25 protein-coding genes are annotated in these 26,089 nt (G+C 60.2%); 11 read left to right on the forward strand and 14 right to left on the reverse strand.

The genetic code is table 11. The features are described 5' to 3' along the window. Positions 1-8 precede the first annotated feature (8 nt). The 5 genes from ACKXF9_RS03130 to ACKXF9_RS03150 all read right to left on the reverse strand — a co-directional run bounded on the left by ACKXF9_RS03130 (position 9) and on the right by ACKXF9_RS03150 (position 6,509). Positions 9-1,691 (reverse strand): MSCRAMM family protein, encoded by a 1,683-nt coding sequence (locus tag ACKXF9_RS03130; RefSeq protein ID WP_418265270.1) that lies wholly within the window; start codon positions 1,689-1,691, stop codon positions 9-11. After that, positions 1,688-3,250: an EAL domain-containing protein gene (locus ACKXF9_RS03135; RefSeq protein ID WP_418265271.1), complete on the reverse strand. Its 1,563-nt coding sequence runs from the start codon at positions 3,248-3,250 to the stop codon at positions 1,688-1,690. Before ACKXF9_RS03135 ends, ACKXF9_RS03130 begins: the two co-directional genes overlap by 4 nt. A 491-nt stretch (positions 3,251-3,741) precedes the next feature. After that, positions 3,742-5,634 (reverse strand): heavy metal translocating P-type ATPase, encoded by a 1,893-nt coding sequence (locus tag ACKXF9_RS03140; protein WP_418265272.1) that lies wholly within the window; start codon positions 5,632-5,634, stop codon positions 3,742-3,744. Positions 5,635-5,927: 293 nt separating this feature from the next. Beyond that, entirely contained in the window at positions 5,928-6,149 is a 222-nt protein-coding gene (locus ACKXF9_RS03145; protein WP_249238732.1) for a cation transporter, read from the reverse strand. A gap of 24 nt (positions 6,150-6,173) precedes the next feature. Next, positions 6,174-6,509 carry an ArsR/SmtB family transcription factor gene (locus ACKXF9_RS03150; RefSeq protein ID WP_249237749.1) on the reverse strand — a complete coding sequence of 112 codons (336 nt, stop codon included), beginning with the start codon at positions 6,507-6,509 and terminating at the stop codon, positions 6,174-6,176. 498 nt (positions 6,510-7,007) lie between these two features. Here ACKXF9_RS03150 and ACKXF9_RS03155 point away from each other — a divergent pair, with 498 nt between their 5' ends. Then, the gene (locus ACKXF9_RS03155; protein WP_418265273.1) at positions 7,008-7,397 is read left to right on the forward strand and encodes a thioesterase family protein; all 390 of its coding nucleotides are present in this window, start codon (positions 7,008-7,010) and stop codon (positions 7,395-7,397) included. A 60-nt stretch (positions 7,398-7,457) separates the two neighbouring features. Here ACKXF9_RS03155 and ACKXF9_RS03160 read toward each other — a convergent pair whose 3' ends face one another. Then, on the reverse strand, positions 7,458-7,631 hold the full coding sequence (locus tag ACKXF9_RS03160) for a hypothetical protein (protein ID WP_339394529.1): 174 nt from the start codon (positions 7,629-7,631) through the stop codon (positions 7,458-7,460). A gap of 72 nt (positions 7,632-7,703) precedes the next feature. Here ACKXF9_RS03160 and ACKXF9_RS03165 point away from each other — a divergent pair, with 72 nt between their 5' ends. Further along, entirely contained in the window at positions 7,704-9,368 is a 1,665-nt protein-coding gene (locus tag ACKXF9_RS03165; RefSeq protein ID WP_418265274.1) for a Na+/H+ antiporter NhaC family protein, read from the forward strand. Between the two features lie 92 nt (positions 9,369-9,460). Further along, entirely contained in the window at positions 9,461-9,916 is a 456-nt protein-coding gene (locus ACKXF9_RS03170; protein WP_418265275.1) for a MarR family winged helix-turn-helix transcriptional regulator, read from the forward strand. A 48-nt stretch (positions 9,917-9,964) separates the two neighbouring features. On the opposite strand, the gene ACKXF9_RS03175 is transcribed toward ACKXF9_RS03170, so the two are convergent. Beyond that, complete coding sequence (locus tag ACKXF9_RS03175; protein ID WP_418265276.1) at positions 9,965-10,267, reverse strand: hypothetical protein; 303 nt, start codon at positions 10,265-10,267, stop codon at positions 9,965-9,967. A 174-nt stretch (positions 10,268-10,441) separates the two neighbouring features. On the opposite strand from ACKXF9_RS03175, the gene ACKXF9_RS03180 reads away from it, so the two are divergent. The 4 genes from ACKXF9_RS03180 (at position 10,442) to ACKXF9_RS03195 (ending at position 13,277) form a co-directional block, all read left to right on the forward strand. Beyond that, positions 10,442-11,209, forward strand: a complete 768-nt coding sequence (locus ACKXF9_RS03180) for an AzlC family ABC transporter permease (protein ID WP_418265277.1) — start codon at positions 10,442-10,444, stop codon at positions 11,207-11,209. Continuing rightward, a complete protein-coding gene (locus tag ACKXF9_RS03185; protein WP_291012481.1) occupies positions 11,206-11,535 on the forward strand; it encodes a branched-chain amino acid transporter permease in 330 nt (109 codons plus the stop codon). Before ACKXF9_RS03180 ends, ACKXF9_RS03185 begins: the two co-directional genes overlap by 4 nt. A gap of 189 nt (positions 11,536-11,724) precedes the next feature. Beyond that, positions 11,725-12,582, forward strand: coding sequence for an NAD(P)/FAD-dependent oxidoreductase (locus tag ACKXF9_RS03190; protein ID WP_418265278.1), 858 nt, complete (start codon positions 11,725-11,727; stop codon positions 12,580-12,582). A 5-nt stretch (positions 12,583-12,587) separates the two neighbouring features. Then, entirely contained in the window at positions 12,588-13,277 is a 690-nt protein-coding gene (locus ACKXF9_RS03195) for a Crp/Fnr family transcriptional regulator (protein ID WP_348584288.1), read from the forward strand. A 49-nt stretch (positions 13,278-13,326) separates the two neighbouring features. Here the strand turns inward: ACKXF9_RS03195 and ACKXF9_RS03200 are convergent, their stop codons facing one another. The 3 genes from ACKXF9_RS03200 to ACKXF9_RS03210 all read right to left on the reverse strand — a co-directional run bounded on the left by ACKXF9_RS03200 (position 13,327) and on the right by ACKXF9_RS03210 (position 16,006). After that, a complete protein-coding gene (locus tag ACKXF9_RS03200; protein ID WP_418265279.1) occupies positions 13,327-13,794 on the reverse strand; it encodes a hypothetical protein in 468 nt (155 codons plus the stop codon). A 25-nt stretch (positions 13,795-13,819) separates the two neighbouring features. Beyond that, positions 13,820-14,782 carry an outer membrane insertion C- signal gene (locus ACKXF9_RS03205; protein WP_249237757.1) on the reverse strand — a complete coding sequence of 321 codons (963 nt, stop codon included), beginning with the start codon at positions 14,780-14,782 and terminating at the stop codon, positions 13,820-13,822. An 81-nt stretch (positions 14,783-14,863) separates the two neighbouring features. Further along, on the reverse strand, positions 14,864-16,006 hold the full coding sequence (locus ACKXF9_RS03210; protein WP_418265280.1) for a CobW family GTP-binding protein: 1,143 nt from the start codon (positions 16,004-16,006) through the stop codon (positions 14,864-14,866). Between the two features lie 491 nt (positions 16,007-16,497). Between ACKXF9_RS03210 and ACKXF9_RS03215 the strand changes: the two genes are divergently transcribed. Continuing rightward, positions 16,498-18,297, forward strand: coding sequence for an aminopeptidase P family N-terminal domain-containing protein (locus tag ACKXF9_RS03215; protein ID WP_418265281.1), 1,800 nt, complete (start codon positions 16,498-16,500; stop codon positions 18,295-18,297). A gap of 99 nt (positions 18,298-18,396) precedes the next feature. Here ACKXF9_RS03215 and ACKXF9_RS03220 read toward each other — a convergent pair whose 3' ends face one another. Beyond that, entirely contained in the window at positions 18,397-19,302 is a 906-nt protein-coding gene (locus ACKXF9_RS03220) for a glycosyltransferase family 2 protein (protein ID WP_418265282.1), read from the reverse strand. A gap of 14 nt (positions 19,303-19,316) precedes the next feature. Beyond that, positions 19,317-20,234, reverse strand: coding sequence for a glycosyltransferase family 2 protein (locus tag ACKXF9_RS03225; protein WP_418265283.1), 918 nt, complete (start codon positions 20,232-20,234; stop codon positions 19,317-19,319). Positions 20,235-20,296: 62 nt separating this feature from the next. Here ACKXF9_RS03225 and ACKXF9_RS03230 point away from each other — a divergent pair, with 62 nt between their 5' ends. Continuing rightward, positions 20,297-21,019, forward strand: a complete 723-nt coding sequence (locus ACKXF9_RS03230) for a LytR/AlgR family response regulator transcription factor (RefSeq protein ID WP_339394542.1) — start codon at positions 20,297-20,299, stop codon at positions 21,017-21,019. A gap of 53 nt (positions 21,020-21,072) precedes the next feature. Here the strand turns inward: ACKXF9_RS03230 and ACKXF9_RS03235 are convergent, their stop codons facing one another. Continuing rightward, complete coding sequence (locus ACKXF9_RS03235) at positions 21,073-22,056, reverse strand: glycosyltransferase (RefSeq protein WP_418265284.1); 984 nt, start codon at positions 22,054-22,056, stop codon at positions 21,073-21,075. 208 nt (positions 22,057-22,264) lie between these two features. Next, entirely contained in the window at positions 22,265-22,915 is a 651-nt protein-coding gene (locus ACKXF9_RS03240) for an HAD family hydrolase (protein WP_418265285.1), read from the reverse strand. 147 nt (positions 22,916-23,062) lie between these two features. On the opposite strand from ACKXF9_RS03240, the gene ACKXF9_RS03245 reads away from it, so the two are divergent. Together ACKXF9_RS03245 and ACKXF9_RS03250 are read left to right on the forward strand one after the other, a co-directional pair. Next, positions 23,063-24,253, forward strand: coding sequence for a patatin-like phospholipase family protein (locus tag ACKXF9_RS03245; protein ID WP_418265286.1), 1,191 nt, complete (start codon positions 23,063-23,065; stop codon positions 24,251-24,253). Further along, on the forward strand, positions 24,240-25,850 hold the full coding sequence (locus ACKXF9_RS03250) for a phosphoenolpyruvate--protein phosphotransferase (RefSeq protein ID WP_418265287.1): 1,611 nt from the start codon (positions 24,240-24,242) through the stop codon (positions 25,848-25,850). The genes ACKXF9_RS03245 and ACKXF9_RS03250 overlap by 14 nt, the downstream gene beginning before the upstream one ends. Positions 25,851-26,089 lie beyond the last annotated feature (239 nt).

The following is a 26,089-nucleotide window of genomic DNA, read 5'->3' on the forward strand; positions in this document are numbered from 1 at the left end:
CACCACCTTTACGATTTATTTTCGCTCTGGTCGAGGGTCTCGTCCTGAGCTGCAGCAGCTTTCCGCGCCTTGCGGCGGCGTGCAAGGATGCCCCACAGGAACACCAGCAGCCAGACCGCACCGACGGCGACCACAGCCAGAACGGCCAGAGCCACCGCACTGCGCAGCGTAAACACCGGCACGGTCCAGTTCTGCGTACTTGCAGTATCCTGTACAGTGAAGGGATATTTCCGGGCATTTGCAGAATCTGCCTTGCCGCGTACCACATAGTAGCTGCCCTCGGTCAGATCGGTGAACAGCTGGCCGGAATCGCTGGACGTCCAGCTCCGGATCAGCTGATCCTGCTCGTTGTACAGGGAGAGCTGTTCGCCCTCCGTATTGCTGCGCAGCACCATATCCACGGCAGAGATGGATACCCGCAGGAGCCGGTTGGTGATGTCCAGCGTTGTGCTGCCTGCACCGTCAATGCGGCCGTCCGCAGCGACGGTCACCGTGTGGTCCGTGTCATCCGGACGGTAGTTTTCCGGTGCCTGCTGTTCGCGGATGAGATAGGTCGTGCTCTTATCCAGATCGGTCAGACGGATCTGGCCCGCCCCATCGGTCGCCACCGTCTGGGTGGTGCCGGTGCGCCGGTTGGTCACCGTAAAGACTGCACCCTCCAGAGCAGAGGAGGTAAGCTCGTCCGTGACGTTCAGAATGATCTTGGTCTTTTCGGTATCGATCTTGTGCAGCTCCGGGTCGCTGCCGTTCTTCTTTTCCACTTCTGCATCCAGATCCTGCTGCATGGTGGTGTAGTAGTTGGGGGACGACTGCTGCTGCACCGTGTACTTGCCAAGATACAATTCCACGCTTTCGCCGTAGCCGGTTTCGTCACAGGTGATGGTATCCACCTGCTGACCCTGCGTATAGCGCACCGTGCCATCCTTTGTGATGATATCTTCGGCTGCGATCACCCGGAAGGTGCCGCCACCTACAGGCTGCTGGGTTTCGGCATCGTTCATCTGCAGCCGGATGATGTTTTTGCAGGGAGCTACCCGGATCTGCACGATATAAGGCTCCGGCCAGTCGTACATGCGGTCCACATCGTAGTAGGTGTCCGCTGCCGCATCGTATCCTTCCGGCTCACTGAGCTGATGGAAGTAGTAGCTGCCCTGCCAGATCTTTTCCGGCAGATAGAAGGTGCCTTCCCCGGTGGTCTCATACTCCCGGTAGCTGATCTTTTCCGGGTAGTAGGTATTCAGGGTCTGCAGGCTGCCGTTTATCAGATGGGCCGTATCCGTGCGGTACAGCTCAAAGCGCACACCGGCTTCCTGAATGCGCCGCTCGGTCTCTTCATCGATCAGCTCGGCAAACACGGCGGCCTTAACGCCGTCCTCGTCGTAGCCGCCGCCACCGCCGCCGGTCTGGATGATCTGCTGATCGTATCGTCCGTCGCCGTCGCCATCGCCGGGGTCATCATCGGCACCGCCATCGTGCCAGCCGTCGTAGTCATCGTCATGCCAGCCGCTGGACGCGGCCTCCTCACTGGAAGAGGAGGGCTCTTCGAGGCCGGTGTAATCGCTCAGAAGATAAAGGCCCAGCAGTGCAATGATCAGAAGCAGCACATACACAAGGGCGCTCATCATATCGGTAGCCGGCTGCCAGAAATTGTATTCTGCATCCGGATCCTGTCTGCGTTTTCTCGTTTTCATCCGGAGTGCCCCACTTTCAGGATCCTGACAAATTCATCCACCGACAGCGGACGGGAGAAGAGGTATCCCTGCCCTTCGGTGCAGCCGGCTTTGCGCAGCACGTTCAGCTGCTCGGTGCTTTCAATGCCCTCGGCCAGCAGATTCAGCCGGAGCGTGCGGGCCTGTGCAAAAATACCGGGCAGCACATCGGTCTTATTCTGCAGCGCAGCGCTGCGCAGATCCAACTTGAGCAGGTCGGTGCCAAAGCCGCCCAGTGCGCTCAGTTCCACATAGTCGCCGTCAAAGCCGTCCAATATCACCCGGAAGCCCATCTGCTGCAGCTGCGCTTCCGTATCGCTCAGCGCACCATGGGTCTCCAGATAGGCAGACTTTGCAATATCGATGTTCAGATATTTTGGCGGGATACGGTACTTTTTGAGCATTTCGGAGAAAAACTCCGCCACATCGATGGCCAGAATATCCGTCTTTGTGACATTGACCGCGATGGGGACCGGGCGGACTCCCGCATCGATCCACACCCGGATGGTCTTGCACACTTCCTCCCAGATGTACTGGTCCAACTTGGTGATGTAACCATTGTTTTCCAGCACCGGGATGAACACGGCGGGCGAGATCACGCCCAGCACCGGGTGGTTCCAGCGCACCAGTGCTTCGGCACCGACCACCCTGCGGGTGTTCAGATCATATCGGGGCTGCAGGAAGAAGGTGAACTCGTTCTTGCGCAGGCCGTCCAGGATCTGCGGCATCAGTACGCGCTCGTTGAGGCCCGCACTTTGCACCGTCTCGCGGCTCAGAACGCCGTTGCCTGCATTTCTGGGCAGGCGCTCCAGCAGTTCCAGAATCTGCCGCACTTCGCGGCGGCTGCTGTAGCGCGCCTGCTCGTCGGTGGTGGGAATGACCGACTTGTGGAATTCTTCCAGAAACAGCCCGGTCTCACGATTCATGATAGTGCGCAGGACATTGTTTGTGATGTTGAAGAGGATCGACAGGATCACGCCTGCAATAGAGGTGTAGAATGCCGTGTTGATGCCGGCCAGAATGGACTGCACGCTGCCCAGTGCGGCTTCCACCGTGACGAAGCTGATGCCCCGCAGGCCCAGCAGCAGACCCACGAAGGTGCCAAGGATGCCCAGACCGGTCAGGGTGCCGGGCAGCTGCGCGATGACGCCTTTCCATGTGTGCAGCGCCAGCACATCTTCATTGAGCACTTCGTCAAGATCGCTGACGATCTGCCCGGTCTCACGCTGATGCTGCACTTTTTCACGATATTCCTCAAACAGTCCGTCCAGCGTCTTCTGCTGAAAAAAGCGTTCGATCTGCAGGGCCGCGACCCATGCGGAGCTGCCTTCGGTCTCAGACGCCTTGCGGATGCTTTTTTGGCCGTTCAGCAGACCGCTCGTAATGGAGATGGTCGGTAAAAGGCCGTGAATGCACCCGGCCAGTGCAATGATGCACATAAGACCAACGATCAGCGCTGAGAGCAGATCCGGGGAGTACGCTGCAAGTGCGATGCTGCTTAGAAGCAGCACCGCCACAGACAGGTAGGAAAACAGCTTCATATTTCCATCCTTCCTCTTGTTTTGAACGGAGAACCGTTTTCGTAAGCAGTGCACACTGCCGGAACGGCCTTTTTGCCCATATCCATTCGGTGCACTCTGCTTACGAAAACGCTTCCAACCGAGCACAAAACACCTGCTCTTCCGAAAACGCTGCCCCAAACGGCCCCTTTATGTAGAAATAGACTGAATTTTTGATGCTTCAGATACACCTTGATAAAAATGTGCATTTTTTGAGTGTTAGATTTCCATTTTACCACGTTCTCGGCGAAAGAGCAATCATTTCCGGAAGAAATCGGAATTGCGGAAGTTCCAGCCATGGAGCGGGATTTTGGTGCATGAAAGCCGGCATCCTGCGTCTCTCACAGCGCAGCGCGCGCAGCCATCATGCAGCCGCTGCGGAAGACCGGATGGGGCCGCTGTGCGCCGGATAAAAAAATGCCGTGGACCCTTTGCAGGATGCACGGCAGAGTTGTTATAAAACAGGACGGGCCTTACGGTTCGTTTTTCCGGGCAAGGTCCTTGGTGTACAGGGCACGGGTGGCGTTGAGCACAGCCAGCACCATCACGCCCACATCGGCAAAGATGGCGGTCCACATGCTGGCCATGCCGACCGCGCCCAGCACAAGGCAGGCAAACTTGATGGCCAGTGCAAACACGATGTTCTGGTACACGATGCGCAGGGTGCGGCGGGCAATGCGCATGGCCAGCGCGATCTTGGCCGGGTCGTCGTCCATCAGCACCACGTCTGCGGCCTCAATGGCGGCATCGGAGCCCAGCGCACCCATGGCGATGCCCACATCGGCACGGGACAGAACGGGCGCATCGTTGATGCCGTCGCCCACAAAGGCGAGGTTCTCTTTGGGCCGCTTTGCGGCGAGCAGCGTTTCGATCTGGTCTACCTTGTCGCCCGGCAGCAGGCCTGCATGGTATTCATCCAGACCCAGCTCTGCGGAAACGGCCTTTGCCACGGGCTCGGCGTCGCCGGTCAGCATGACGGTCTTGCGCACACCGGCGTCCTTCAGGCCCCGGATGGCCTGTGCGCTGTGGGGCTTCACCACATCGGCGATCAGCAGATAGCCCGCGTACCTGCCCTCAATGGCAACATGTACAAGGGTGCCCGTCTCGCTGACGGCGGGGACGTTCAGGCCCAGCTTTTCCATCAGGCGGGCGTTGCCGGCAGCAACGGTCCTGCCGTCCACCTTTGCGGTGACACCGTGGCCGCCCAGCTCCTGCACGTCGGTGACGCGGTTCGGATCGATCTCCCTGCCGTAAGCGGTCTTGATGCTCAGGGAGATGGGATGCTTGGACCAGCTCTCGGCCAGCGCGGCAGCTTCCAGCAGCTGCTGTTCCGTGGTGCCCTCTGCGGGGTGGATGCCGGTCACCTTAAAGGTGCCCTGGGTCAGGGTGCCGGTCTTGTCGAACACAACGATGCCGGTGCGGGCCAGCTCTTCCAGATAGGTGGAACCCTTGACCAGAATACCGCAGGCAGATGCACCGCCGATGCCGCCAAAGAAGCTCAGGGGGATGCTGATGACCAGTGCGCAGGGGCAGCTGATGACCAGAAAGGTCAGTGCACGGTAGACCCAGTCGCCAAAGCGGGCGGGCTGACCCATGAGCAGCAGCACCACCGGCGGGATAAAGGCCAGAGCCAGTGCGCTGTAGCACACGGCGGGGGTGTACACGCGGGCAAACCGGGTGATGAAGTTCTCGGCGCGGGCCTTCTTCATGCTGGAATTTTCCACAAGGTCCAGAATTTTGGAAACGGTGGATTCGCCGAATTCCTTGGTGGTTTTCACCTTCAGCAGGCCGGTCATGTTTACGCAGCCGCTGATGACCTCGTCACCGGTCTGCACGTCGCGGGGCAGGCTCTCGCCGGTCAGGGCGGCGGTGTTCAGGGCAGAAGCGCCCTCCACGATCACGCCGTCGATGGGCACGCGCTCACCGGGCTGCACCACGATCACGGTGCCGATCTCCACGTCGTCCGGGTCCACCTGCTCCAGTTTTCCGTCCTCGCCCTCAATGTTGGCGTAGTCCGGGCGGATGTCCATTAAGCTGGAAATGCTCTGCCGGCTCTTGCCCACGGCCACGCTCTGGAACAGCTCGCCGATCTGGTAGAAGATGATGACGGCGCAGCCCTCCATGTAGTCGCCCAGCGCAAACGCACCCACGGTGGCAACGGCCATCAGGAAGCACTCGTCAAAGGGCTGGCGGTTCTTGATGCCAAGCAGTGCCTTGCGCAGCACGTCCCAGCCCACCACGAGGTACGGGATGCAGTACAGCGCCAGCTCCACCGGTGTGGGGAACTGGGGCAGCAGCTTGAGGATGAGCACCAGAACTACCGCAGCGATGATGCGCTGCAGGTTCTTTTTCTGCTTTTTATTCATAGTAAAGCTCTCCTTTTTTGGGGGATCATGGGCCGCACTGCGCTGCGGCAGGCGGGGACTTTTCAACAATTTTTCCCCATAAAAATGGATATTCCACGGTTTTACCCGGGTTTTCCACGCAGTTTTTCTGCCGGAAAAGCACTTTTTCACGTTTCTTTTGCAAGTTTTCCGCAAAGGACGTTGAAAACTGGGTGGAAACTGTTGAAAACAGTCTGTTTTTTCAACACGAAAAACATTCTCTATAAAAAACTCCCCCGAAGGGGAGCGGGGCATTTTGAAGGGAGAAAATGCACTTAGATGTCAAAGATCTCGCAGTCGTCCTCCACCTTCTTGCAGGCGGCCAGAACGTTCACCATGGTGTCGTGGGGGTCTGCACCCTCGGCAAACTCCACCTTCATCTTCTGGGTCATGAAGCTGACGGTTGCACTTGCCACGCCTGCGACCTTGTTGGCAGCGTCCTCCATCTTCTGTGCGCAGTTTGCGCAGTCCACTTCGATCTTGTAGCTCTTCTTCATCGTCAATACCAGCCTTTCTTGGAATCACTCTTCGATATGATCCATCCCCATGGAGAGGATGCTGCGCACATGGTCATCGTCCAGTGCGTAGTAAACGGTTTTGCCCTCGCGCCGGAACCGCACGAGCTTGGAATCCTTGAGCACCCGCAGCTGATGGCTCACCGCCGACTGGCTCAGCGCCACCGCATTTGCAATGTCCTGCACGCACAGCTCGTTGTCGTGCAGTGCATACAGGATCTTGATGCGGGTGGAGTCGCCGAACACCCGGAACAGGTCGGCCAGCTCGTACAGCACCTCGTCGTCCGGCATATCCGGGCCTTCCGGCTGCAGGGCGGGCGCGGGGTCTTTTGTCTCAGGCATGTGGACAGCTCCTTTCGCAGTGGATTCATATGAACGTCTGTTCATGTGTTCATAGTATCACGCGGAATGCCCCTTGTCAAGGCTTTTTTCAAAGATTTTGGACATCTGCGCTGAATTGATGAAATTTGCCTTAAAACGCAGGAAATTTGCGTTTTTGAATCGCAATAAGGGTGCAGATTGGAGGCTTTGCACCCCCACGGTCAGCATCCTCACCCTCTCAGTCAATCCCTGTCGGGCTTGCCAGCTCTCCCAAAGGGAGAGCCTTTGGCAGTCCCCGCAAACTACATCTTTTTGCCAAGGCATCTCCCTTTGAGGAAAGACTTCCCCGCGCCGGGACGCCCCCCTTTCCACTCCATGACAGCCCGTTTGCGCAAAAAGAAAAAGAGAAATTTACAAAAAAGCGCAAAACAGGGTGCGTTCTGGTGCAAAATGTGGTATCTTATAAAGGTGTTCAAAAATAAAATGCGCCATACGGCGCGCAAAAGGAGAGGAAAGTATATGACATTGGAAACCGGTATCCGCGGGGCACAGAGCGTGCTCGTCACCGCAGCCAATACCGCAAAGACCATGGGCAGCGGCACGCTGGAGGTGTTTGCCACCCCGGCACTGGTGGCGCTGGCTGAAAAGACCTGCTGGATGAGCGTGGCCGACGCGCTGGGCGAAGGCAATGGCTCGGTGGGCACCAAGCTCGAGCTGGAGCACACCGCCCCCACCCCCGTGGGCATGACCGTGACCTGCGAGAGCGAGCTGGTGGCGGTAGAAGGCCGCAAGCTCACCTTCAAGGTGGCCCTGCACGACGAAAAAGGCCCCGTGGGCGGCGGTACCCACGAGCGCTTTGTGGTAAACGACGCAAAGTTCGCCGCCAAGGCAGAGGCAAAGAAGGGGTAAAACTCCTTCCGTCCTCGCTGAGGAAGCTGGCACGGCAACGCCGTGACGGAAGGAGCCGGCTTACTTCTCGTCCTCCTTCTCATCCAATCGGATCGGCGGCAAGTCTGCTTCCAGCAGCTGTTTTTCGGCCTGCTGCTGCGCGGCCTGCAAAAGCTGTGCGGCCTGCACGCTGGCCCGGAACAGCTCAAAATACATCGCTTTATAATCCGGCGCGGCGCACCCCTCCCTTTGCATTCGATGGGGATAGTTTTTCCTGCGCAAAGAGGGGTATGCATCCCCGGAAATTTGAAAAAAGAGGAATCCGTTATGAAAAACAAGAACCTTTCATGGTTCGCAGCTCTGCTGGTGTTTGCCCTGCTGCTGTGGTGCACAGCGGCAACGCCCGGCAAGATCGCGGACCCGTCCACCTATACCTGTGCGGTGTACAGCACCCTCTTTTCGCTGCTGCCGCCGGTGATCGCCATTGTGCTGGCGCTGAACACCAAGGAGGTGTACACCTCCCTGCTGGTGGGCATCGCGTCCGGTGCACTGCTGTACGCCAACGGCAATCTGGAACTGGCCATCAACACCCTGTTCTTCAACGAAGACGGCGGCATGGTCGCCAAGCTCTCGGACAGCAGCAACGTGGGCATCCTGATCTTTCTGGTGATGCTGGGCATTCTGGTGGCCCTGATGAACAAGGCCGGCGGCTCGGCCGCCTTCGGCCGCTGGGCCTCCACCCACATCCACTCCCGGGCCGGTGCGCAGTTTTCCACCCTGCTGCTGGGCGTGATGATCTTCGTGGACGACTACTTCAACTGCCTGACCGTGGGCTCCGTCATGCGCCCCGTCACCGACCGGCAGAAGGTGTCCCGCGCAAAGCTGGCCTACCTGATCGACGCCACTGCGGCCCCGGTGTGCATCATTGCACCCGTGTCCAGCTGGGCGGCTGCGGTCACCTCCAGCGTGCCCGAAGGCTCCGGCATCAACGGCTTTACCATGTTCCTGCGTACCATTCCTTATAACTACTATGCCGTGCTCACCATTGTGATGAGCCTGTTCCTCATCTTCACCGGCACGGACTTCGGCTCCATGAAGCTCAACGAGGACAACGCGAAAAACGGCGACCTGTTCACCACCGAGGACCGTCCCTACGGCAACGATGTGGACGACGGCACCGACACCTGCGGCCATGTGGCGGACCTGATCGCCCCGGTGCTGGTGCTGATCGCAGCCTGCATCTTTGGCATGATCTACACCGGCGGCTTCTTTGAGGGCGTGGACTTCGTTACCGCCTTTGCGGACTGCAACGCTTCTGCCGGCCTTGTGCTGGGCAGCAGCATCGCCCTGCTGTTCACCTTTGTGTTCTACCGCGTGCGCAGCGTGATGACCTTTCAGGACTTTGCCGCCTGCATCCCCGAGGGCTTCAAGGCCATGGTCAGCCCCATGCTGATCCTCTCCCTCGCATGGACCCTGTCCGGCATGACCGGCCTGCTGGGTGCAAAGTACTATGTTGCAAACCTGCTGAGCGGCTCTGCTTCTGCCCTGCAGTACATGCTGCCGGTCATCATCTTCCTTGTGGCAGTGTTCCTTGCCTTTGCCACCGGCACTTCCTGGGGCACCTTCTCCATCCTCATCCCCATCGTGTGCCATGCCTTCCCGGAGGGTGAGATGCTGGTCATTTCCATTGCGGCCTGCCTGTCCGGTGCCGTCTGCGGCGACCACTGCTCCCCCATCTCGGACACCACTATCATGGCCTCCGCCGGTGCCCACTGCAGCCATGTGAACCATGTGTCCACCCAGCTGCCCTACGCCATTACGGCGGCTTCCTGCGCGGCAGTGTGCTATGTCATTACAGGCATTGCACAGGCTTTTCTGGGTGCCAACGGCAGCCTGCTCACCTCGCTGATCCTGCTGGCTGTTGCCATTGTGGTGGAGCTGGCGGTGCTGAACGTGATCCGCCTGCGCACCAAAAAGACGAAGCAGGCCTGAAAAGGCTGTTCAGCTTCTCCGTGATTTCCCTTTGCGCTGCGTGCAAAATGTGGTATACTGAAAGAAAATGAACCATCGGAGGCGCACGACCCATGCTGGAACAGGCATTTCAGGACGTATATACCAAATTCAAGCTGCACTTTTACCAGAACATTTTTCAGCGCTTTGCCACCCGGGAAGCCACGTTGACCACGGTGGAATCCTTCTGTATGGAGGGCATCATGGCCATGGGCGAGCCTACCATTGCGGAGTTCTCCCGCATGATGCAGATCTCCACCCCCAATGCGGCGTATAAGATCGGCAGTCTGGTGAAAAAAGGCTATGTGGAAAAGATCCAGTCCACCACCGACCGGCGCGAATACAACCTGCGTCCTACCCAGAAGTATATCGATTACTACAACATCAGCTATTCCTACCTGCACACCGTAGTGGAGCGCGCCCGCGAACGTTTCTCCCCCGAGGACTGCGCAAAGCTGGAAGAGATGCTCACCATCGTGAGCGAGGAGCTGATGCCGGAACTGGATCTGCCCAAAAAGAACGCAGAATAAGCAAAAACCCTCCCGGTCGCTGCGACCGGGAGGGCTTTTTGCGTATCGTTATTTCTGCTCTTTATCCACTACCTGGATCTTGCCCTTCTTCCACAGTACGTAGGAGGTCAGGATGCCGATGGGCAGCATCACGATGATAAAGATGCCCACAAGGCCGCCCAGCACGGAGCCGTAGCCTGCAAGGCGTGCGGCGAGGAAGAGCACTGTCATGATGACCAGCACCGGCAGCACGCCCTTGATGCCGCCCTTGACTACCTTGCTGCCGCTGGACGAGCTGGCGAACAGACCCAGCGCCATGGAGCCGAACAGGGCCGGCAGCTCGAACACCGGGCTGATGAAGGAGGCGCACACCGCTGCCAGCCTTTAGAGGAAAATTGATTTTCTTGTTTGTTTTCGGATACACCTTTGCAAAAGCCGTGAAACCTGCTATAATAATACATACATCTACATATCGAAAAAGTGGGTTTGACGGCAGCACTGCGGCTGCGGTCAAAGGCCCCTATGCTGTTTTTTGAGGGAAGACCAATGGAATATGCAACCGGACAACAACTGACAAGGCGGCAGAGCACCGTATGGCGGGCACTGCGCGCCGCCGCACCGCAGACCATCCCGGTGCTGGCGGGCTATTTTGTGCTGGGGATGGGCTACGGCATTTATGTGCAGTCGCTGGGCCTGCCGGTGTGGATGCCCATGCTCATGGGCACGGTGGTCTACGGCGGTTCGCTGGAATTTGTGCTGGCAAGCCTGCTGCTGAGCGCGTTCTCGCCCCTTTCGGCCTTTTTGATGGCGCTGATGATCCAGGCGCGGCATCTGTTCTACGGCCTTGCCATGCTGGAGCGCTACAAGGGCTACGGCCTGCGCAGCTTTTATATGATCTTTGCCATGAGCGACGAGACCTTTTCCATCACCTGCTCGGCCGAGCCGCCGGAAGGGGTGGACAGGGGCTGGTTCATGTTCTTCATCACCCTACTGGATCAGTGCTACTGGGTGTTCAGCGCCGGTCTTGGCGCGGTGGTGGGTTCGGTGCTGCCCTTCAGCACCGAGGGTGTGGACTTTGTGATGACCGCCATGTTCACGGTGATCTTCCTCAACCAGTGGGAAAAGGACCGGCAGCACTACAGCGCCCTGATCGGCCTTGCCGCCCCGCTGGTGTGTCTGGCTGTTTTTGGCTCCGGCAGCTTTCTGCTGCCCTCCATGGGATGCATCCTGATCCTGCTGCTGGCCCTGCGTAAACCCATTGAAAAAGCCGAAGGCACCGAAGCAGAAAAAAGCGGCGAGGAGGTGGGCGCATGACCGCAGTCCAGATGGGCCTGACCATTGCAGTGTGCACCGCCGCCACCATGATCACCCGCTTTCTGCCCTTTGTGGTGTTCTCTTCCAAGGATCAGCAGCCGCCGGAGGTGGTGCGGTATCTGGGCCGGGTGCTGCCCGCAGCCATTTTTGGAATGCTGATCGTCTACTGCCTGAAAAGCGTCACCCCCTTTGCGGGCAGCCGTGGCATTCCGGAGGCTATCGCCCTGCTGGTGACGGTGGGCCTGCACAAGTGGAAGCATGAGACCCTGCTCAGTGTCGCGGGCGGTACGCTGTGCTATGTGCTGCTGGTGCAGCTGGTGTTCTGAAGAAAGAGAAAAGCGCGCTGCCGCGCAGGAAGATTCCTGTACGACAGTGCGTTTGTGCATGGGACGATCCGCTGACAGCGAACCGGAGCAGGACCGTCCGAAAAAACGATGTTTTGCGACCCGGTCACGGAAATTTTTCAAAAAAAGGTGTATACTGTAGAAAAATGCATCCGAAGGAGGGGGTTCCCCATGCCCAGCATCATCATTGTCGGTTCCGGCCCGGCGGGCATTTCCGCTGCTCTGTACGCTGTCCGCGCCGGTGTGGATACCACGGTGCTCACCAAAGGCCCCGGTGCCCTTGACCGCGCCGAAAAAATTGAAAACTACTACGGCTTTGCCCAGCCTGTTTCCGGTGCGGAGCTGGAACGCCGCAGCATGGAAAACGCCAGACGTCTGGGCGTGCAGTTCGTCACGGCCGAAGCGGTGGGCCTGACCTATACGGATAAACTCGCCGTAGAAACAGTGGATAAAAATTACCCGGCGGACGCTGTGATCCTTGCCACGGGCGCATCCCGGGCGGTGCCGCGCATCCCGGGCCTTGCCGGGCTGGAGGGGCACGGCGTGAGCTATTGCGCCGCCTGCGACGCCTTTTTCTACCGTGGAAAGGACGTGGCGGTGCTGGGCAGCGGCGAGTACGCCCTGCACGAGGCGCAGGCTCTGCTGCCGGTGGTGCGCAGCGTCACGCTGCTGACCAACGGCGCACCGCTGACGGCGGACTTTCCGTCGGAGGTCACAGTCTGTCCGCAGGCCGTGGAAGCTGTTCTGGGCGAAACCGTTGTCACCGGCGTGCAGCTGTCCGGCGGAGCGCAGCTGCCTGTCAGCGGTGTATTTGTGGCGCTGGGTGTGGCGGGCAGCACCGCACTGGCCAGGAAGATCGGCGCAGAGGTGGACGGGAACCGCATCGTTGTGGATGCGCGGATGCAGACCACCGTGCCCGGCCTGTATGCGGCGGGCGATTGCACCGGCGGCCTGCTGCAGGTGGCAAAGGCCGTGTATGAGGGCGCACAGGCTGGCACCGAAGCCGCCAAGGCCCTGCGGAAAGGATGAATGGAATGACGGAAAAAGCGACCGACCACCGTGGCTGTCTTGCCAAAGGCTTTCCCTTCTGGAACGACCTGACGCCGGAGGAGCAGGAGATGCTCTGCCGCTACACCCGGCCGGTGCACTACGCAAAGGGGGCAAGGGTGCACAGCCCGCTGGAAAGCTGTGTGGGCATCCTGCTGCTGCGCTCGGGCCAGCTGCGGGCCTATCTGCTCTCGGAGGACGGGCGGGACGTGACCCTTTACCGCCTGTTCGGCGGGGAGGTGTGCATCCTGTCGGCCTCCTGCGTCATGGACTCGGTGAACATCGACCTCTATATCGACGCCGAAGAGGACACCGAAGCCTACTGCATCAGCGCGGGCATCTTCCGCAGGCTGATGCAGCAGAACGTGCATGTGCGCTGCTACGCCTATCAGATGACGGCAGAGCGCTTTTCCGACAGCATGTGGACCATGCAGCAGGTGCTGTTCATGAGCGCAGACCGCAGGCTTGCCATTTTTCTCACCGATGAGCTGGCCAAGACCGGCGGCGACGAGGTGCGCATGACCCACGACCAGATGGCAAAGTATATGGGCTCCGCCCGCGAGGTGGTGAGCCGGATGCTGAAATACTTTGCACAGGAGGGCTGGGTGCGGCTGTTCCGGGGCGGCGTGCAGGTGCTGGACCGGAAAAAGCTGCAGCAGCTGGCAAGAGGACAATAACCAAAAAGGGACGATGTGATGTTCACATCGTCCCTTTTCTAGTCATATGTTATCCTTTGCAGCCCTGTTCTTCCCAGTCGCCAAAGTCACTGGCTTCGGCGATCTTTGTGGGGTCGAACTTGCCGCTCGCGTCTTTGGGCGCCACGGCGGGGCCTGCTTCCACCGGGTTCGGGTTGGGCGCCTCCGGGTCGCACACCGGCTTCTCGCCGCCCTCTGCGGGTGCTGCCGGGGCAGCGGCTTCTTCGGCGGGCTGGGCAGCAGGTTCGGCAGCCGCTTCCGGGGTTTCGGCGGCAGCGGCCTCTGCATTGGCCTCGTCTGCCGCCTTTGCCTCGCCCTCGGCGTAGGCCTCGGCAGCCTTTTCGGCCTCCTTGGGGTCCAGCTCGGCGTCCTCGGGGAATTCTACGTCCTCCACGTGGAGCGGGTCTTTCTGGTTCAGGATCTTGTCCAGTGCCACGATGGCAGCACCGGTAACGGCTACCGCAGCAACCGTGCCAAGGATACGGAACAGTGTTTTCATGCCGGGACCTCCTTGAAAGATCAGATCAAGAGAATGTTACTACATCTTCCAGCGGCTTTTCGGCGGGCTCCACCGACACAGCGGTGAGCACCGGGCCTTTGCCGCGGTAGATGTTGTGGAACTTGTAGCCTACCTTTGCGGTCACCCGCACCCATGCGCGCTGCTCCAGCGCCTTGTAGCCATCGTAGCTGCAGGGGAAGCCCACGAACTGGATGTCCTGCACGCAGCAGGTCATGGCGAAACGGCCCGGCACGAAGCTGTTCTTGCCGGCACGATTGGTCTGGCACACCTGTGCAAGGAATTTGACCGTTTTACCGGTGTACTTCTGGGGCTCGTCCTGACAGTCCATATACCAGATGCCGAAGTCGTCATCCGGAATGTCGATGATATCCGCGTTGATGTCAAAGGGCAGCGGGTCGGGGATGTCGTCATAGGCCACGCTGCCGTCGGCAAACTCGTAGGCGATGTCGCACTTGCGGGAAGCCTGACGCACCAGCTTGTGCAGCTCCTGACGGGCGGCGTCGTTGTTCACGGCTTCGGCGCGGTTGAACACGATCAGCTCACTGCGGGCGATCTTGTCCAGCAGCAGGCTGCGCATGGAGTTGTCGCGGGCGTAGGTCAGGGCGGTGGTGCCGTCAGCGGTGGCGATGCACTGGTACACGATCCAGCTCTCGGGCAGAGCTTCGGCCAGATCCTGCAGCAACCACATGCCGTTGTACTCAATGACCACACGGCCTGCGCCGGATTCCTTTTCCAGCTTGAGCAGGTTCTGCGGGTTCAGTTCGGCCTTGTCCTCCAGCACCTTGACGGTCACGCCGGGAAAGGCGAACTTTTTGGGATTATACTCTTCTTCGCCCTCTTCGCAGATCAGCAGCAGGGTCTTGTCGCCGGAGTCAAAGTTGGGGTCTTCAAAGGTCTCCTGAATGAATTTGGTCTTGCCGCTTTCCAGAAAGCCCACAAACAGGTAGACCGGAATTTCTTTTGCCATAGGAATGGTTTCTCCTTATCGATGATTCGTCCTCTCTGCTCCCTCGCTGCGGGAGCTGGCGCGGAGCGCCGGAAGAGGGGTTCAGCAGCCGAACAGCTCTGCAATGGCCTTTTCGTTCAGCTTGGAGCCGATGACCACCAGTTTGCCGCCCACATCTGCACCGCGGGCACGCACTTCCCACTCGCCGGGCACATAGTCGAACTCCAGCCAGCCGTCTGCGCCGCCGTTCACGATGCCCTTGCTGCGCAGGATCATGCCGTAATTGCCGGTATCCAGCTCGGTGAGGGCGTGCTCCACTTCTGCCTTGGTGAACTTGCGGGCCGTCTCGACGCCCCAGCTGGTGAACACCTCGTCGGCGTCGTGGTCATGATGATGGTGATGGCCGCAGCAGCAGTGGCCGTCATGGTCGTGATGATGCTCGTGCTCGTCCTCGTCATCGTCGTCATCGTGGTCGTGATGGTGGCCGCAGCAGCAATGGTCATGGTCGTCATGATCGTGATGATGGTGCTCGTGCTCATCGTGGTCATCATCTTCATCGTGATCGTGGTGATGCTCTTCTTCCTCGTCCTCATGGGTGTGCTCTTCGTTGGCCTTTGCAGCCATGGCGATCAGCTCTGCCTTGAAGTCGTCCTTGGTGGACATGGCTTTCAGGATCTGCTCACCGGTCAGCTCGTCCCATGCGGTGGTCACGATGGTAGCGGTGGGGTTCTTCTCGCGCAGCAGGGCGACTGCAGCGGCGATCTTCTCCTCGCTGGCGGTCTGGGTGCGGCTGAGCAGGATGCAGCTTGCGTGGCTGATCTGGTCGTCGTAGAACTCGCCGAAGTTCTTCATATACATCTTGACTTTGTTCACGTCGGCCACGGTGACAAAGCTGTTCAACTGCACATCCAGATGTTCGGCCACGCCTTCCACAGCGCGGGTCACGTCGGAGAGCTTGCCCACGCCGGAGGGCTCGATCACGATGCGGTCAGGGTGATACTGCTCCACCACCTGCTGCAGGGCGGTGCGGAAGTCGCCCACCAGAGAGCAGCAGATGCAGCCGGCGTTCAGCTCGTTGATCTGGATGCCGCTTTCCTTCAGAAAGCCGCCGTCAATGCCGATCTCGCCGAACTCGTTTTCGATCAGAACGACCTGCTGGCCGGCAAAGGCCTCTTTGATGAGCTTTTTGATCAGCGTAGTCTTACCGGCACCCAGGAAGCCGGAGAAAATATCGATTTTGGTCATGATTCAATTGCCTCTTTCTTTTTAGCGCAAAGAGCCGCAGAGTGCTGGCTCAAATATCTTACATTCCTATTATAACAAGGCTGTCAATGGGAAAACGGCCTTTTTCAAGAAAAAATTGTAACTTTTTTTGCAAATTGGCGGCATTTTGAGGGAGAACGAACTCCCTCAGTCAAAACCTGACGGTTTTGCTGAGAGGACGCCAACCCTCTCAGGCTCACTGCGTTCGCCAGCCGTTCCCCTTTCTGGCTTCGCCATCTTCCTCCGGCCGGGGAAAGTCGTTCCACGCAGGGGGAGCTTTTTGCCATCTGCCGATAAGTGGAGTAAAACCTCCCCCTTTCGGGGGAGGTGGCATCGCGCAGCGATGACGGAGAGGGTTCGTCCCGCCCCTGCATTGCAATCTTTTTCCCGGAATGATACAATAGGACACAGAAAAATTCCCTGCCGCCGGGGGCTTTTCCGGCGGTCCGGCCATAAAAAAGGAAGCTGTCATTATGAGCATGAATACCGTACCCGAGCGCCTTGCCGCGCTGCGTGCCGCCATGGCCGCAAACGGCGTGGCTGTTTATCTGATCCCGGTGGGGGACCCCCATGCCAGTGAGTACCTGCCCGCCCACTACACCAGTCTGACCTGGTTCTCCGGGTTCCACGGCGAGAACTCCAACCTTGTCGTCACCCGCACCGGGAGCGCCCTGTGGGCCGACGGCCGGTACTTCGTGCAGGCGGAAAAAGAGCTTGCCGGTACCGAGATCGAGCTGCAGCGCATGGGTGAACCGGGTGTGCCCACCGTGGAGGAATACTGTGCCAACGCCCTGAACGAGGGGGAGGTGCTGGGCCTGTGCGGCCTGACCGCCAGCACGGCCCTCGTGAACGGCCTGAAAAAGGCACTGGAGAAAAAAGGCGCTTCCATCCGGACGCTGCGCCTTGAGGACGAGCTGTGGACCGAGGGCCGCCCCGCCCTGCCGGACACCCCGGCATGGATCCTGCCGGAGGAGTATGCGGGCTTCTCCCCTGCCCAAAAGCTGGAACAGCTGCGCGGCAGGCTCCGGAAACTGGGCTGCACCGCGCAGTTCGTGGGCAAGCTGGATAATCTGGCATGGCTGCTGAATCTGCGCGCCATGGACATCGAGTGCACCCCTTACGCCATGGCCTACTGCTACGTGACCCCGGACCGGGCGGTGCTGTTCATCAACACAGCCCGCGTGGCCCCGGAAGCCCGGGCAGAGCTGGAAGCAAACGGCGTCACGCTGGCGGAGTATGATGATGTGCTGCCCTGCCTTGTGGCCGAGACCGAGCCGCAGACCGTGCTGGCCGAGACGGCCACCGTTAACTACGCCGTATATCAGGTGCTGGAACAGAATGCAGCCCTCACCGTGAAGGACGGCACCGACCCGCTGCTGCTGATGAAGGGCGTGAAGAACGAAACGGAGCTTGCCCACACAAAGCAGGCCCATATCCGAGACGCTGTGGCCATGGTGCGGTTCCAGATGGAGCTGGAAAGCCGCCTTGCCGCCGGTGAGACCCTGACCGAGCTGACCGTGGACGAGATCCTGCACAAGTACCGCAGTGCGGACGATAAATTCCTTGTGGAGAGCTTTGGCACCATTGCGGCCTACGGCGGCAATGCGGCCATGATGCACTACCACGCCACCCCGGAAGATCACGCTGTGCTGGAAAAGAAGGGCTTTCTGCTGGTGGACAGCGGTGCCACCTACATGGACGGCACCACCGACATCACCCGCACCTATCCGCTGGGTGAGCTGACCGAGGACGAAAAGCGCCTCTACACATGGACCCTGCAGAGCCATATCGACCTTGCCAGGGCTGTCTGGCTGGATTACTGCGAGTGTAAGATGATCGATACCATCGCCCGGGAGCCGCTGTGGCGTCACCTCATCAACTACCGCTGCGGCACCGGCCACAGCGTCAGCTTTGTGGGCAATGTGCACGAGGGCCCCCATGCCCTGAACAGCCGCAACACCACCCGGATGCGTCCCGGCATGGTGGTCACCGATGAGCCCGGCGTCTACGAGACCGACCTTGTGGGCATCCGCATCGAGAACGAGCTGGTGTGCATCCACAAGGCGGATAACCAGTACGGCACTTTTCTGGGCTTTGAGCCGCTGACCTTTGTGCCCATTGCCACCTCGCCCATCCTGCCCGGTGTGCTGGACAAAGACGAGCTTGCATGGCTGAACGATTACCACCGTCGGGTGTTTGCAAAGCTGGCCCCGCACCTGAACGCGGAAGAGCGGGTCTGGCTGGCCGAAAAGTGCGCCTCCATCGGCTGCTGAGCCGGATAAAAACAAAAACACCCGGATGCTGTACAGCGGCAGTCCGGGTGTGTGGTTCTCAGAAAAGCGGTGCGCCGTTTTGCCCGCGGAAACAGCCGGTTACAGCCTGCAGGAATGAGCCTGCGGGGTGTCCAGCGGCGGCAGGGTAAACTCGTTCTCGCCAAAAGCGGAGCGCAGAATGGCGGCCCGGGTCTCCGGGTAGATGCCCAGTTCGGTATAGATGCTCTTGTACAGGCCCATCACCCGCCGCCGCAGCCGAAGGATATCGGCGGTGGTCACTCTGGAGTGGGAAACGCTCTGGCTGCACTGCAGGTAATAGTAGCCGATGTCCGGGATGGAAACGGCGGTGCGCACATAGCGCAGGTATTCGGTGTTGAACAGCTGATCTTCCGCAAACAGCTCCTGCCGGAAGCGGATGCCGTGCCCGGCAAGGAGATCCCGGCGGTAGAGCTTGTTCCACAGCACACCGTAGTAAAAGGTATTGGGCTTTTTGATCAGCTGCCGGGCGTACTCCTGCCCGGTGTACACCCCGGCGGGCAGATAGCCGTAGGCCCGGGTGCGGGGCGGGTTGCGCCGGAGCACGGTGCCCAGCGCCTTTTCCCACGGGCGGGTGTGTTCCATGTAGTCCTTCGGATACACCATCCAGAAGGGCGCGATCACAAGATCGGCGGTGTGGGTCTCGGCGGCGGTGACGAGCTTTTCGGTAAAGTCCGGGGCCAGCCAGTCGTCGCTGTCCACGAACTGGACGTAGCGGCCATGGGCCAGCGCAAGCCCCTGATTGCGGGTGTCCGCCGCGCCGGAATTGGGCTTGTCCACCAGCGCGATGCGGCGGTCCTGAGCGGCAAGAGCACGGCAGACCGAGAGGGTGTCGTCTTTGGAGCCGTCGTTCAGCAGGATGATCTCAATGCTTTTGTAGCTCTGGGCACAGATGCTTTTTACACAGCGGGCAATGCAGTCTGCGGCGTTGTACATGGGCACGATGATACTGACAAGGGGAAATTCCATAGCGTCTCCTTTTCTCAGATGCGGCTGTGGGTACGTGCAGCGGCGTCGGAGAGCCGCTGCACCGGGCCGTTGGGCAGGGGGCTTTCAAACAGGCTCAGGTAGATGCCCCGCAGCCGCAGACGGAACCGGTCATACACGCCCAGCTGAATGCACATCTGCCGGTAGGCGCGGTACATCCGGTCACGGTGGCGCAGCATGTCTGCCACCCTCACCTGTGTGTGACAGACGCTCTGCGGGTTCTGGATGTAGCAGTAAACGGCCTCGTCGATGGCGGCGAACCGCTGCGCCGCCTGCAGATACCGGGTGTTGAACAGCTGATCCTCGGCGAAAACGACATTTTCAAACCGGATCTGCGCCATCCGGATCAGGTCGCGGCGGTAGAGCTTGTTCCACAGCACGCCGTAGTAAAAGGCGGCGGCATGGCCGGTGAGCTGCCACAGGTAATCCACCTTGCTGTACTCCCCAGCGGGCAGCAGGCTGTATTCCCGGGTGTCATAGCCGCCGTCTCTGCGGGGCACCATCATCCGGTAGGGGGCCAGCACAAGGTCGGCACGGCTGCGCCGGGCAGCTGCCACAAGGTTTGCCGTGCAGCCCGGCAGCAGATAGTCGTCGCTGTCCGCGAACTGGATGTACTCGCCTCTGGCCAGCGCAAGGCCGCAGCTGCGGGTGTCGGCTGCGCCGGTGTTCAGTTTGTCGATCACCCGGATGCGGGGGTCGGCTTCGGCCAGCTTCCGGCAGATGGCAAGGGTGTCATCCCTGGAGCCGTCGTTCAGCAGAAGGATCTCAAGCTCCTGATAGCTCTGGGAGACGATGCTCTCCACACAGCGGGCAATGCAGCCTGCGGCGTTATAGGCGGGCACAATGATGCTGACAAGGGGTTCCGGCATGGCAATGGTCTCCATTTCTGTTTTTTCGGTGCAGCGAGGTTTCATTTATCATACTCCAGCCCTGCGCAAAAATCAAGGCGGGCGGCTGGCGGAGAGGGGAATGTCGGATGGTCTTTCACATTGCGGTATGCAGCACGGATGCGGCCCTGCGCAGCGGGCTGGAACGCCAGTGCATGGAATATTTTGCCCGGCGGCAGGATGCGTGCATCGTGCAGCAGCTGCCGGACGCAGATGCGCTTCTGCGCCGTGACGCCGAGGGCGAGCGGTTCGACCTGTATCTCATAGAGCTGGCAGCGGTGGCGGCTCCGGCCGGGCTTTCGGCGGCTGCGGAGCTGCGCCGCCGGGGCCGCAGGGCTCCGCTGGCCTTTGCGGCCCGCACGGCGGCCCACGCCTACAGTGCCTTCCGGGTGGACGCCATGCAGTATCTGCTGCTGCCGGTGCATCAGCAGGAGCTTTCGGCCCTGCTGGCCCGCGCCACCGAGCCGGAGTATGGCCCGGCCCTCACCGTGGCCACGGCCGAGGGCCTGCGGCTGCTGCCCTATGCCCAGCTCGAGTATCTGGAGTGCACCCACCATGTGGTGCGTTTCCACCTGCTCAGCGGGGAGGATGTGATGTCCCTTTCGCTGCGGGTATCCTTTGCCGAGGTGGCAAGGCCGCTTTTGGCGGACGGCCGCTTTTTGCAGCCGCACCGCTCCTATGTGGTCAATCTGGCGGCGGCCCGGCTGCTGACGGCGGGCGAGCTGCAGATGAGCAGCGGTGCGCGCATCCCTATCCCCCGCGGGCGGGAGGGCATGGTGCGCGAGGCCGTCCGCAGCTGGACCGACCGGTAAAATGGCAAACAAAAAAGAGCTGCCTTGTGCAGCTCTTTCTCATGTACGGAAGTTCAGGCCTCTGATTTGGCGTGGCGTTTCTTTTCCTTGTCGGAAGCATCCAGAACGCCAAAGCCCCAGCGGTTGGCCATGTCCATGATGATCTTCTGGGGCGAACCGGCGGGATAGGCATTCTCCGAGAATGCGGTCAGGAATTTGTACAGCTGCGGCTGCACCTTGTCGTACAGACCCAGCTTTGTGTAAAGATCTTTGTAGTAGCGGAACACCTGCAGCTTGTTCTGCACGATGGAAGCCAGATTGATCTGGGTGTGGCAGATGCTCTGAGGGTTCTGCACATAGTGGTAGCCTGCCTTGGGAATGGAAACGAATACGTTGGCGTACAGGATGTATTCCAGATTGAATACCAGATCCTCGGCCCAGCGCACCTCGCTGGTGAACTGCAGATGGTTGTCCACAAGGATGTCGCGGCGGTAGAGCTTGTTCCACAGAACGCTGTAGAAGAAGGATGCGGGCTTTTCCATCAGGCGCAGGGCAAAGGTGTCGCGGTCATAGATGCCCTCGGGCAGAAAACCGTATTCGCGCACATCATCGGGACGCTTTTCCTCGATGCCAAGGTTCTCCTGCAGGTTTTCCAGAGCCTGACCGGCCTTGCAGGAGTTTGCCGGGATCACCATCCAATAGGGGGCGATCACCAGATCGGCATTGTTGGTCTCGGCGGCCGTTACCAGCCGCTCGGTAAAATCAGGCTCGATATAATCGTCGCTGTCCACAAACTGTACGTACTTGCCGGATGCAAGGGTCATGCCGCAGTTGCGGGTGTCCGACACGCCGGAATTGGACTTGTCCACCAAAACGATACGCGGGTCTTTTTCGCGGAACTGCTCACAGACCGAAAAGCTTTCATCTCTGGAACCGTCGTTGACCAAAATGATCTCGATATTCTTCCACGTCTGCGCACAGATGCTCTCCAGGCAGCGGGCAACACTATTCTGCACATTGTACACTGGCACGATAATGCTGACGAGTGGGTTGTTCATGACGGAAGGTCTCCTCTTTACGGATATTATACCTTTATATTTTGAAAATCAAACGGTGTATTCTCACATATCTTACAAAAACAGGAAAATGAGGGCACTGCCCCCTTGGGACAGTCCTGTTTATAATATCATACTCTTCTTGACGGCAAAAAGCAAGAGTAATACCCCTTTAATATGAAAAAGAACCGCACTCTGCGGCCCTTTTTTATTACACGGCGGTCCAGTCCAGCGCATCCCACCGGGGGAGGAACTGGCTGCAGATGCGGCGCATCTCCGGCTCGTCGGCGGCAGAGGCGGGGTCCGCGATGCCCACAACGTAAAATCCGGCCCCGTGCGCCGTGGAAGCGGCGTACACTGCATCCTCGCACACCGCACACCGGGCGGGGTCTGCACCGCCCAGACGGCTCATGCATTCAAAGAACACTTCCGGGCGGCTCTTGTGCAGCGCGCCCTGCGCCTCCACGATGAAGGAAAAATACCCGGCAATGCCAAGGCGGGTGAGCACAGTGCGGCACTGGTCGGCCCAGGTGTTGGAGCAGATGCACATGCGGGCACCCTCGGCCTGCAGCTTTGCCAGCATCGTGCGCACGCCGGGCTTGAGCTCCACGGTCTCGTACAGCTCGGCGATCACCTCCCGCATCACGGCAAAGTAGCTCTCCTCGGTCAGCGGCAGATCGTATTCCCGGATCAGGTACCGTGCGCCTTCCTGCATCCCCATGTTCAGCAGGGTGGCACGCAGGTCGGCCCGGGGCGTGCGGCCGTAGCGGCGCAGCAGGGCGTCCGGCGCACCCTCCCATACCACGGTCATGCTGTCGGTCAGGGTACCGTCCATATCAAAGATCCATTGGCTGCAGTGCATGAGAATGCCTCCTTTAAAGTATCCTGACAAGTATACCATGTTTCTTAGCCGGGAGAAAGCCTTCAATTTACAAAAAAAGGGAGAAATTTCTCCGGAAATATGCTATAATCTGAACAAAACCGGAACCAATCAAAGGAGGCGGAGGCAATGGAAGAACGCAGTGTCCCGTGCAGGGCTCTGGTGCTGGCCGGCGGCGGTGCCCGCGGCAGCTATCAGGTGGGTGTGTGGCGCGCGCTGATGGAGCTGGACTGGCACCCGCAGATCATCACCGGCACCAGTGTGGGCAGCCTGAACGGTGCCATGTTCGTGCTGGACCAGTACGAAACGGCGCGGGACATGTGGCTGAGCATCCGCAGCAAGGACGTGATGGAGCTGCCGGAAGAGGATGCCGACCTCTCGGCCCTGCACCAGTTCCTGCGCAGTGTGGTGAAGGCCGGCGGCATGGACGTGACCCCGCTGGAGGAGATCGTGGAGCGGGTGCTGGACGAGGATGCTCTGCGCGCCGCACCCACCCGCTTTGGCCTTGTCACGGTGGAGCAGCGGGGCCTCAAGGCCCGGGAGCTGACGCTGGACGAGATCCCGGCAGGAAAGGTCAAGGACTACCTGATGGCCTCCGCCGCCTGCTTCCCTGCTCTGCGGGCGCGGGAGATTGACGGGGTCAAGTTTCTGGATGGCGGCTACAGCGACAACATGCCCACCGGCCTTGCCAAACGGATGGGCGCAGAGGAGCTGGTGTGCGTAGACCTTGAGGGGGTGGGCATCACCCGCCCGAACCTCACCGGCCTGCCCACCGTCATGGTGCGCAGCTACTGGGAGCTGGGGGACATCCTGCACTTTGACCCGGACACTGCCCGCCGCAACATCGAGCTGGGCTACTACGACACCCGCCGCGCTATGGGATATCTGCGGGGGTGCGCCTATGCGGTCTCCTGTGACGCCCAGAGCTGCGCGGACGCTGCTGCTTTCCATGCAAAATTTGAGCGGGTGCAAAAGCAGGTGCGGGAGAAATACCCCGTCACCCTGACGGCGGACGCCGCCCTGCTGCTGGCCAACATGAAGGATGCGGACCTTGCCCCGCTGGAAGCTGCCGCCGAGGATGTGGGCGTGAGCCCTACCGGCTACTATACCACCCATACCCTGTGCGATGCGTTCCTTGCAAAGTGCGATCAGGCACGGATGCAGAGCTTTGCACCGCTGTTTGAGGGCAGCGCCGATGCGGCGCGGGCTGTGCTGGCGGCATTGCTGCCCAATACCTTTCTGCAGGCGCTGGTCTGGCACACCCTGACCGCGCCGGAAGCGGAACTTTTGCCGGAGGTGAACCAGAATGAAGATCTATAAAGGTTTTTGTGCCTCGCCGGGCCTTGTGCTGGGTCAGGTGAGCCGGTTGGAGCACCATGTGGAGACCACGACCGTTGGCCCCTTTAAACCGTCCCGGGAGCTGCAGCTGCTCACCGATGCCATCCGCACCGCGCAGGACGAGCTGGAATCCATGGCAGACCGCGCTGCGCCCAGCGAGCAGGCCATCTTCCAGTTCCAGAGCATGATGCTGGACGATGAGGGCATGATGAACGAGGTGCGTTTCTGCATCAATGCGGGTGTTGGCGCCGCTGCGGCCATGAATCAGGTGGGCCAGCGCTACGCCGACCAGCTGGCCAACATGAAGGATAACCCCTACATGCAGCTGCGCAGCGTGGATATTCTGGACGCCACCCGGCGGGTCATCAACATCATCACCAACCGCCCCCGCATGTGGCTGGCGCTGGACCACCCGGTGATCCTTGCCGCAGAGCGGCTGATGCCCACCGACCTGTTCAGCGTGCCCTCCGGCATGATTTTAGGCATCATCACGGCAGAGGGCAGCGGCCAGAGCCACGCGGCCATCATTGCCCGGGCAATGAACATCCCGGGCATCGTGCAGGTGGGCCGGGATTTTCTGGACGACTGCGACGGCCGCACCGTGATCTTGGACGCCACCGGGGGCCAGTGCACGCTGGACCCGGACGCTGCCGCCCGCCAGCAGGCCGAGACCCGCATCTGTGAGCTGCAGCGGGAGAACGAAGAGATGGGGCAGCTGTATGCTCTGCCCAACAGGACAAAGGACGGCCAGCCCTTTGAGCTGCTGGCCAACTGCTTTGGGCCGGAGGACATCGACACGGCCATGCAGTCCGGCGCACAGGGCGTGGGCCTGCTGCGCACCGGTTACATGATGCTGCCGGGCCGCATTCTGGACGAGCAGGAGCAGTATTTCTTCTACTGCTCCTGTCTGGCGGCGGCGCAGGGCCGGCAGGTGACCGTGCGCACCTTCGACTTTGGCTCAGACCGCACCATTTCCGATGCCTATCAGGGCCTGCAGTCCTCCAAGCTGGGGCTGCGGGGCATCCGCAACAGCCTGCGCCAGCCCCGCCAGTTCGAGACGCAGCTCTGCGCGCTGATGCGCGCCGCCGCCCGGGGCCCGCTGCAGGTGATGTTCCCCATGGTGACGACGGTGGAGGACTGGGACGCCGCCATGCGCGTGGTGGAGCGCTGCCGGGAGCATCTGCGGGAGCGGGGCGTGCCCTTCAAGGAGGATACCAAGTTCGGCGTGATGCTCAGTGTGCCTGCCGCCTGCCTGACGGCGGAGGAGTTCGTGGCGCACGGGGTCGATTTTCTTGTGGTCGGCACCAACGACCTGACCCAGTACACCCATGCCGCCGACCGTGAGCTTGCCAGCGCGGAGCACTACTACCGCCCGGCCAGCAGCGCCATGAAAAAGCTCATCACCATGGTGATGGACGCCGCCAGAGAACGGGATGTGCCGGTGACCATCTGCGGCCTTGCGGTGGGCAACCCGGCCAACACGGTGCAGTATCTGCAGCTGGGCCTGCGCAGCTTCTCGGTGAGCCCGCAGAACCTTTTGAACGTGAAGAAAGCTCTGCGGGAAGCAGAGATCAAATAAAAACAGGGGCTGCTGCACGCATGGATGTGTGCAGCAGCCCCCTTTGTTTGGGGAACCTGCCGTGCAGCTTGCGGAATGCACAGCAGGAGGAGATGGCTTTTAAAAATGGTTCCTCAGTTCATGCGGCGGTTCTTGCGGTCCGGCACAAAGCCTGCGGCCAGCAGGAACATGCCGCTGAGAGCAGTGCCCACCACCGCCAGCCAGTTTGCACCGCTTGCGGTCAGCACGGCAGAGGAGGC

It is taken from the genome of Faecalibacterium sp. 9 (assembly GCF_048320955.1).
Lineage (GTDB): Bacteria > Bacillota > Clostridia > Oscillospirales > Ruminococcaceae > Faecalibacterium > Faecalibacterium wellingii.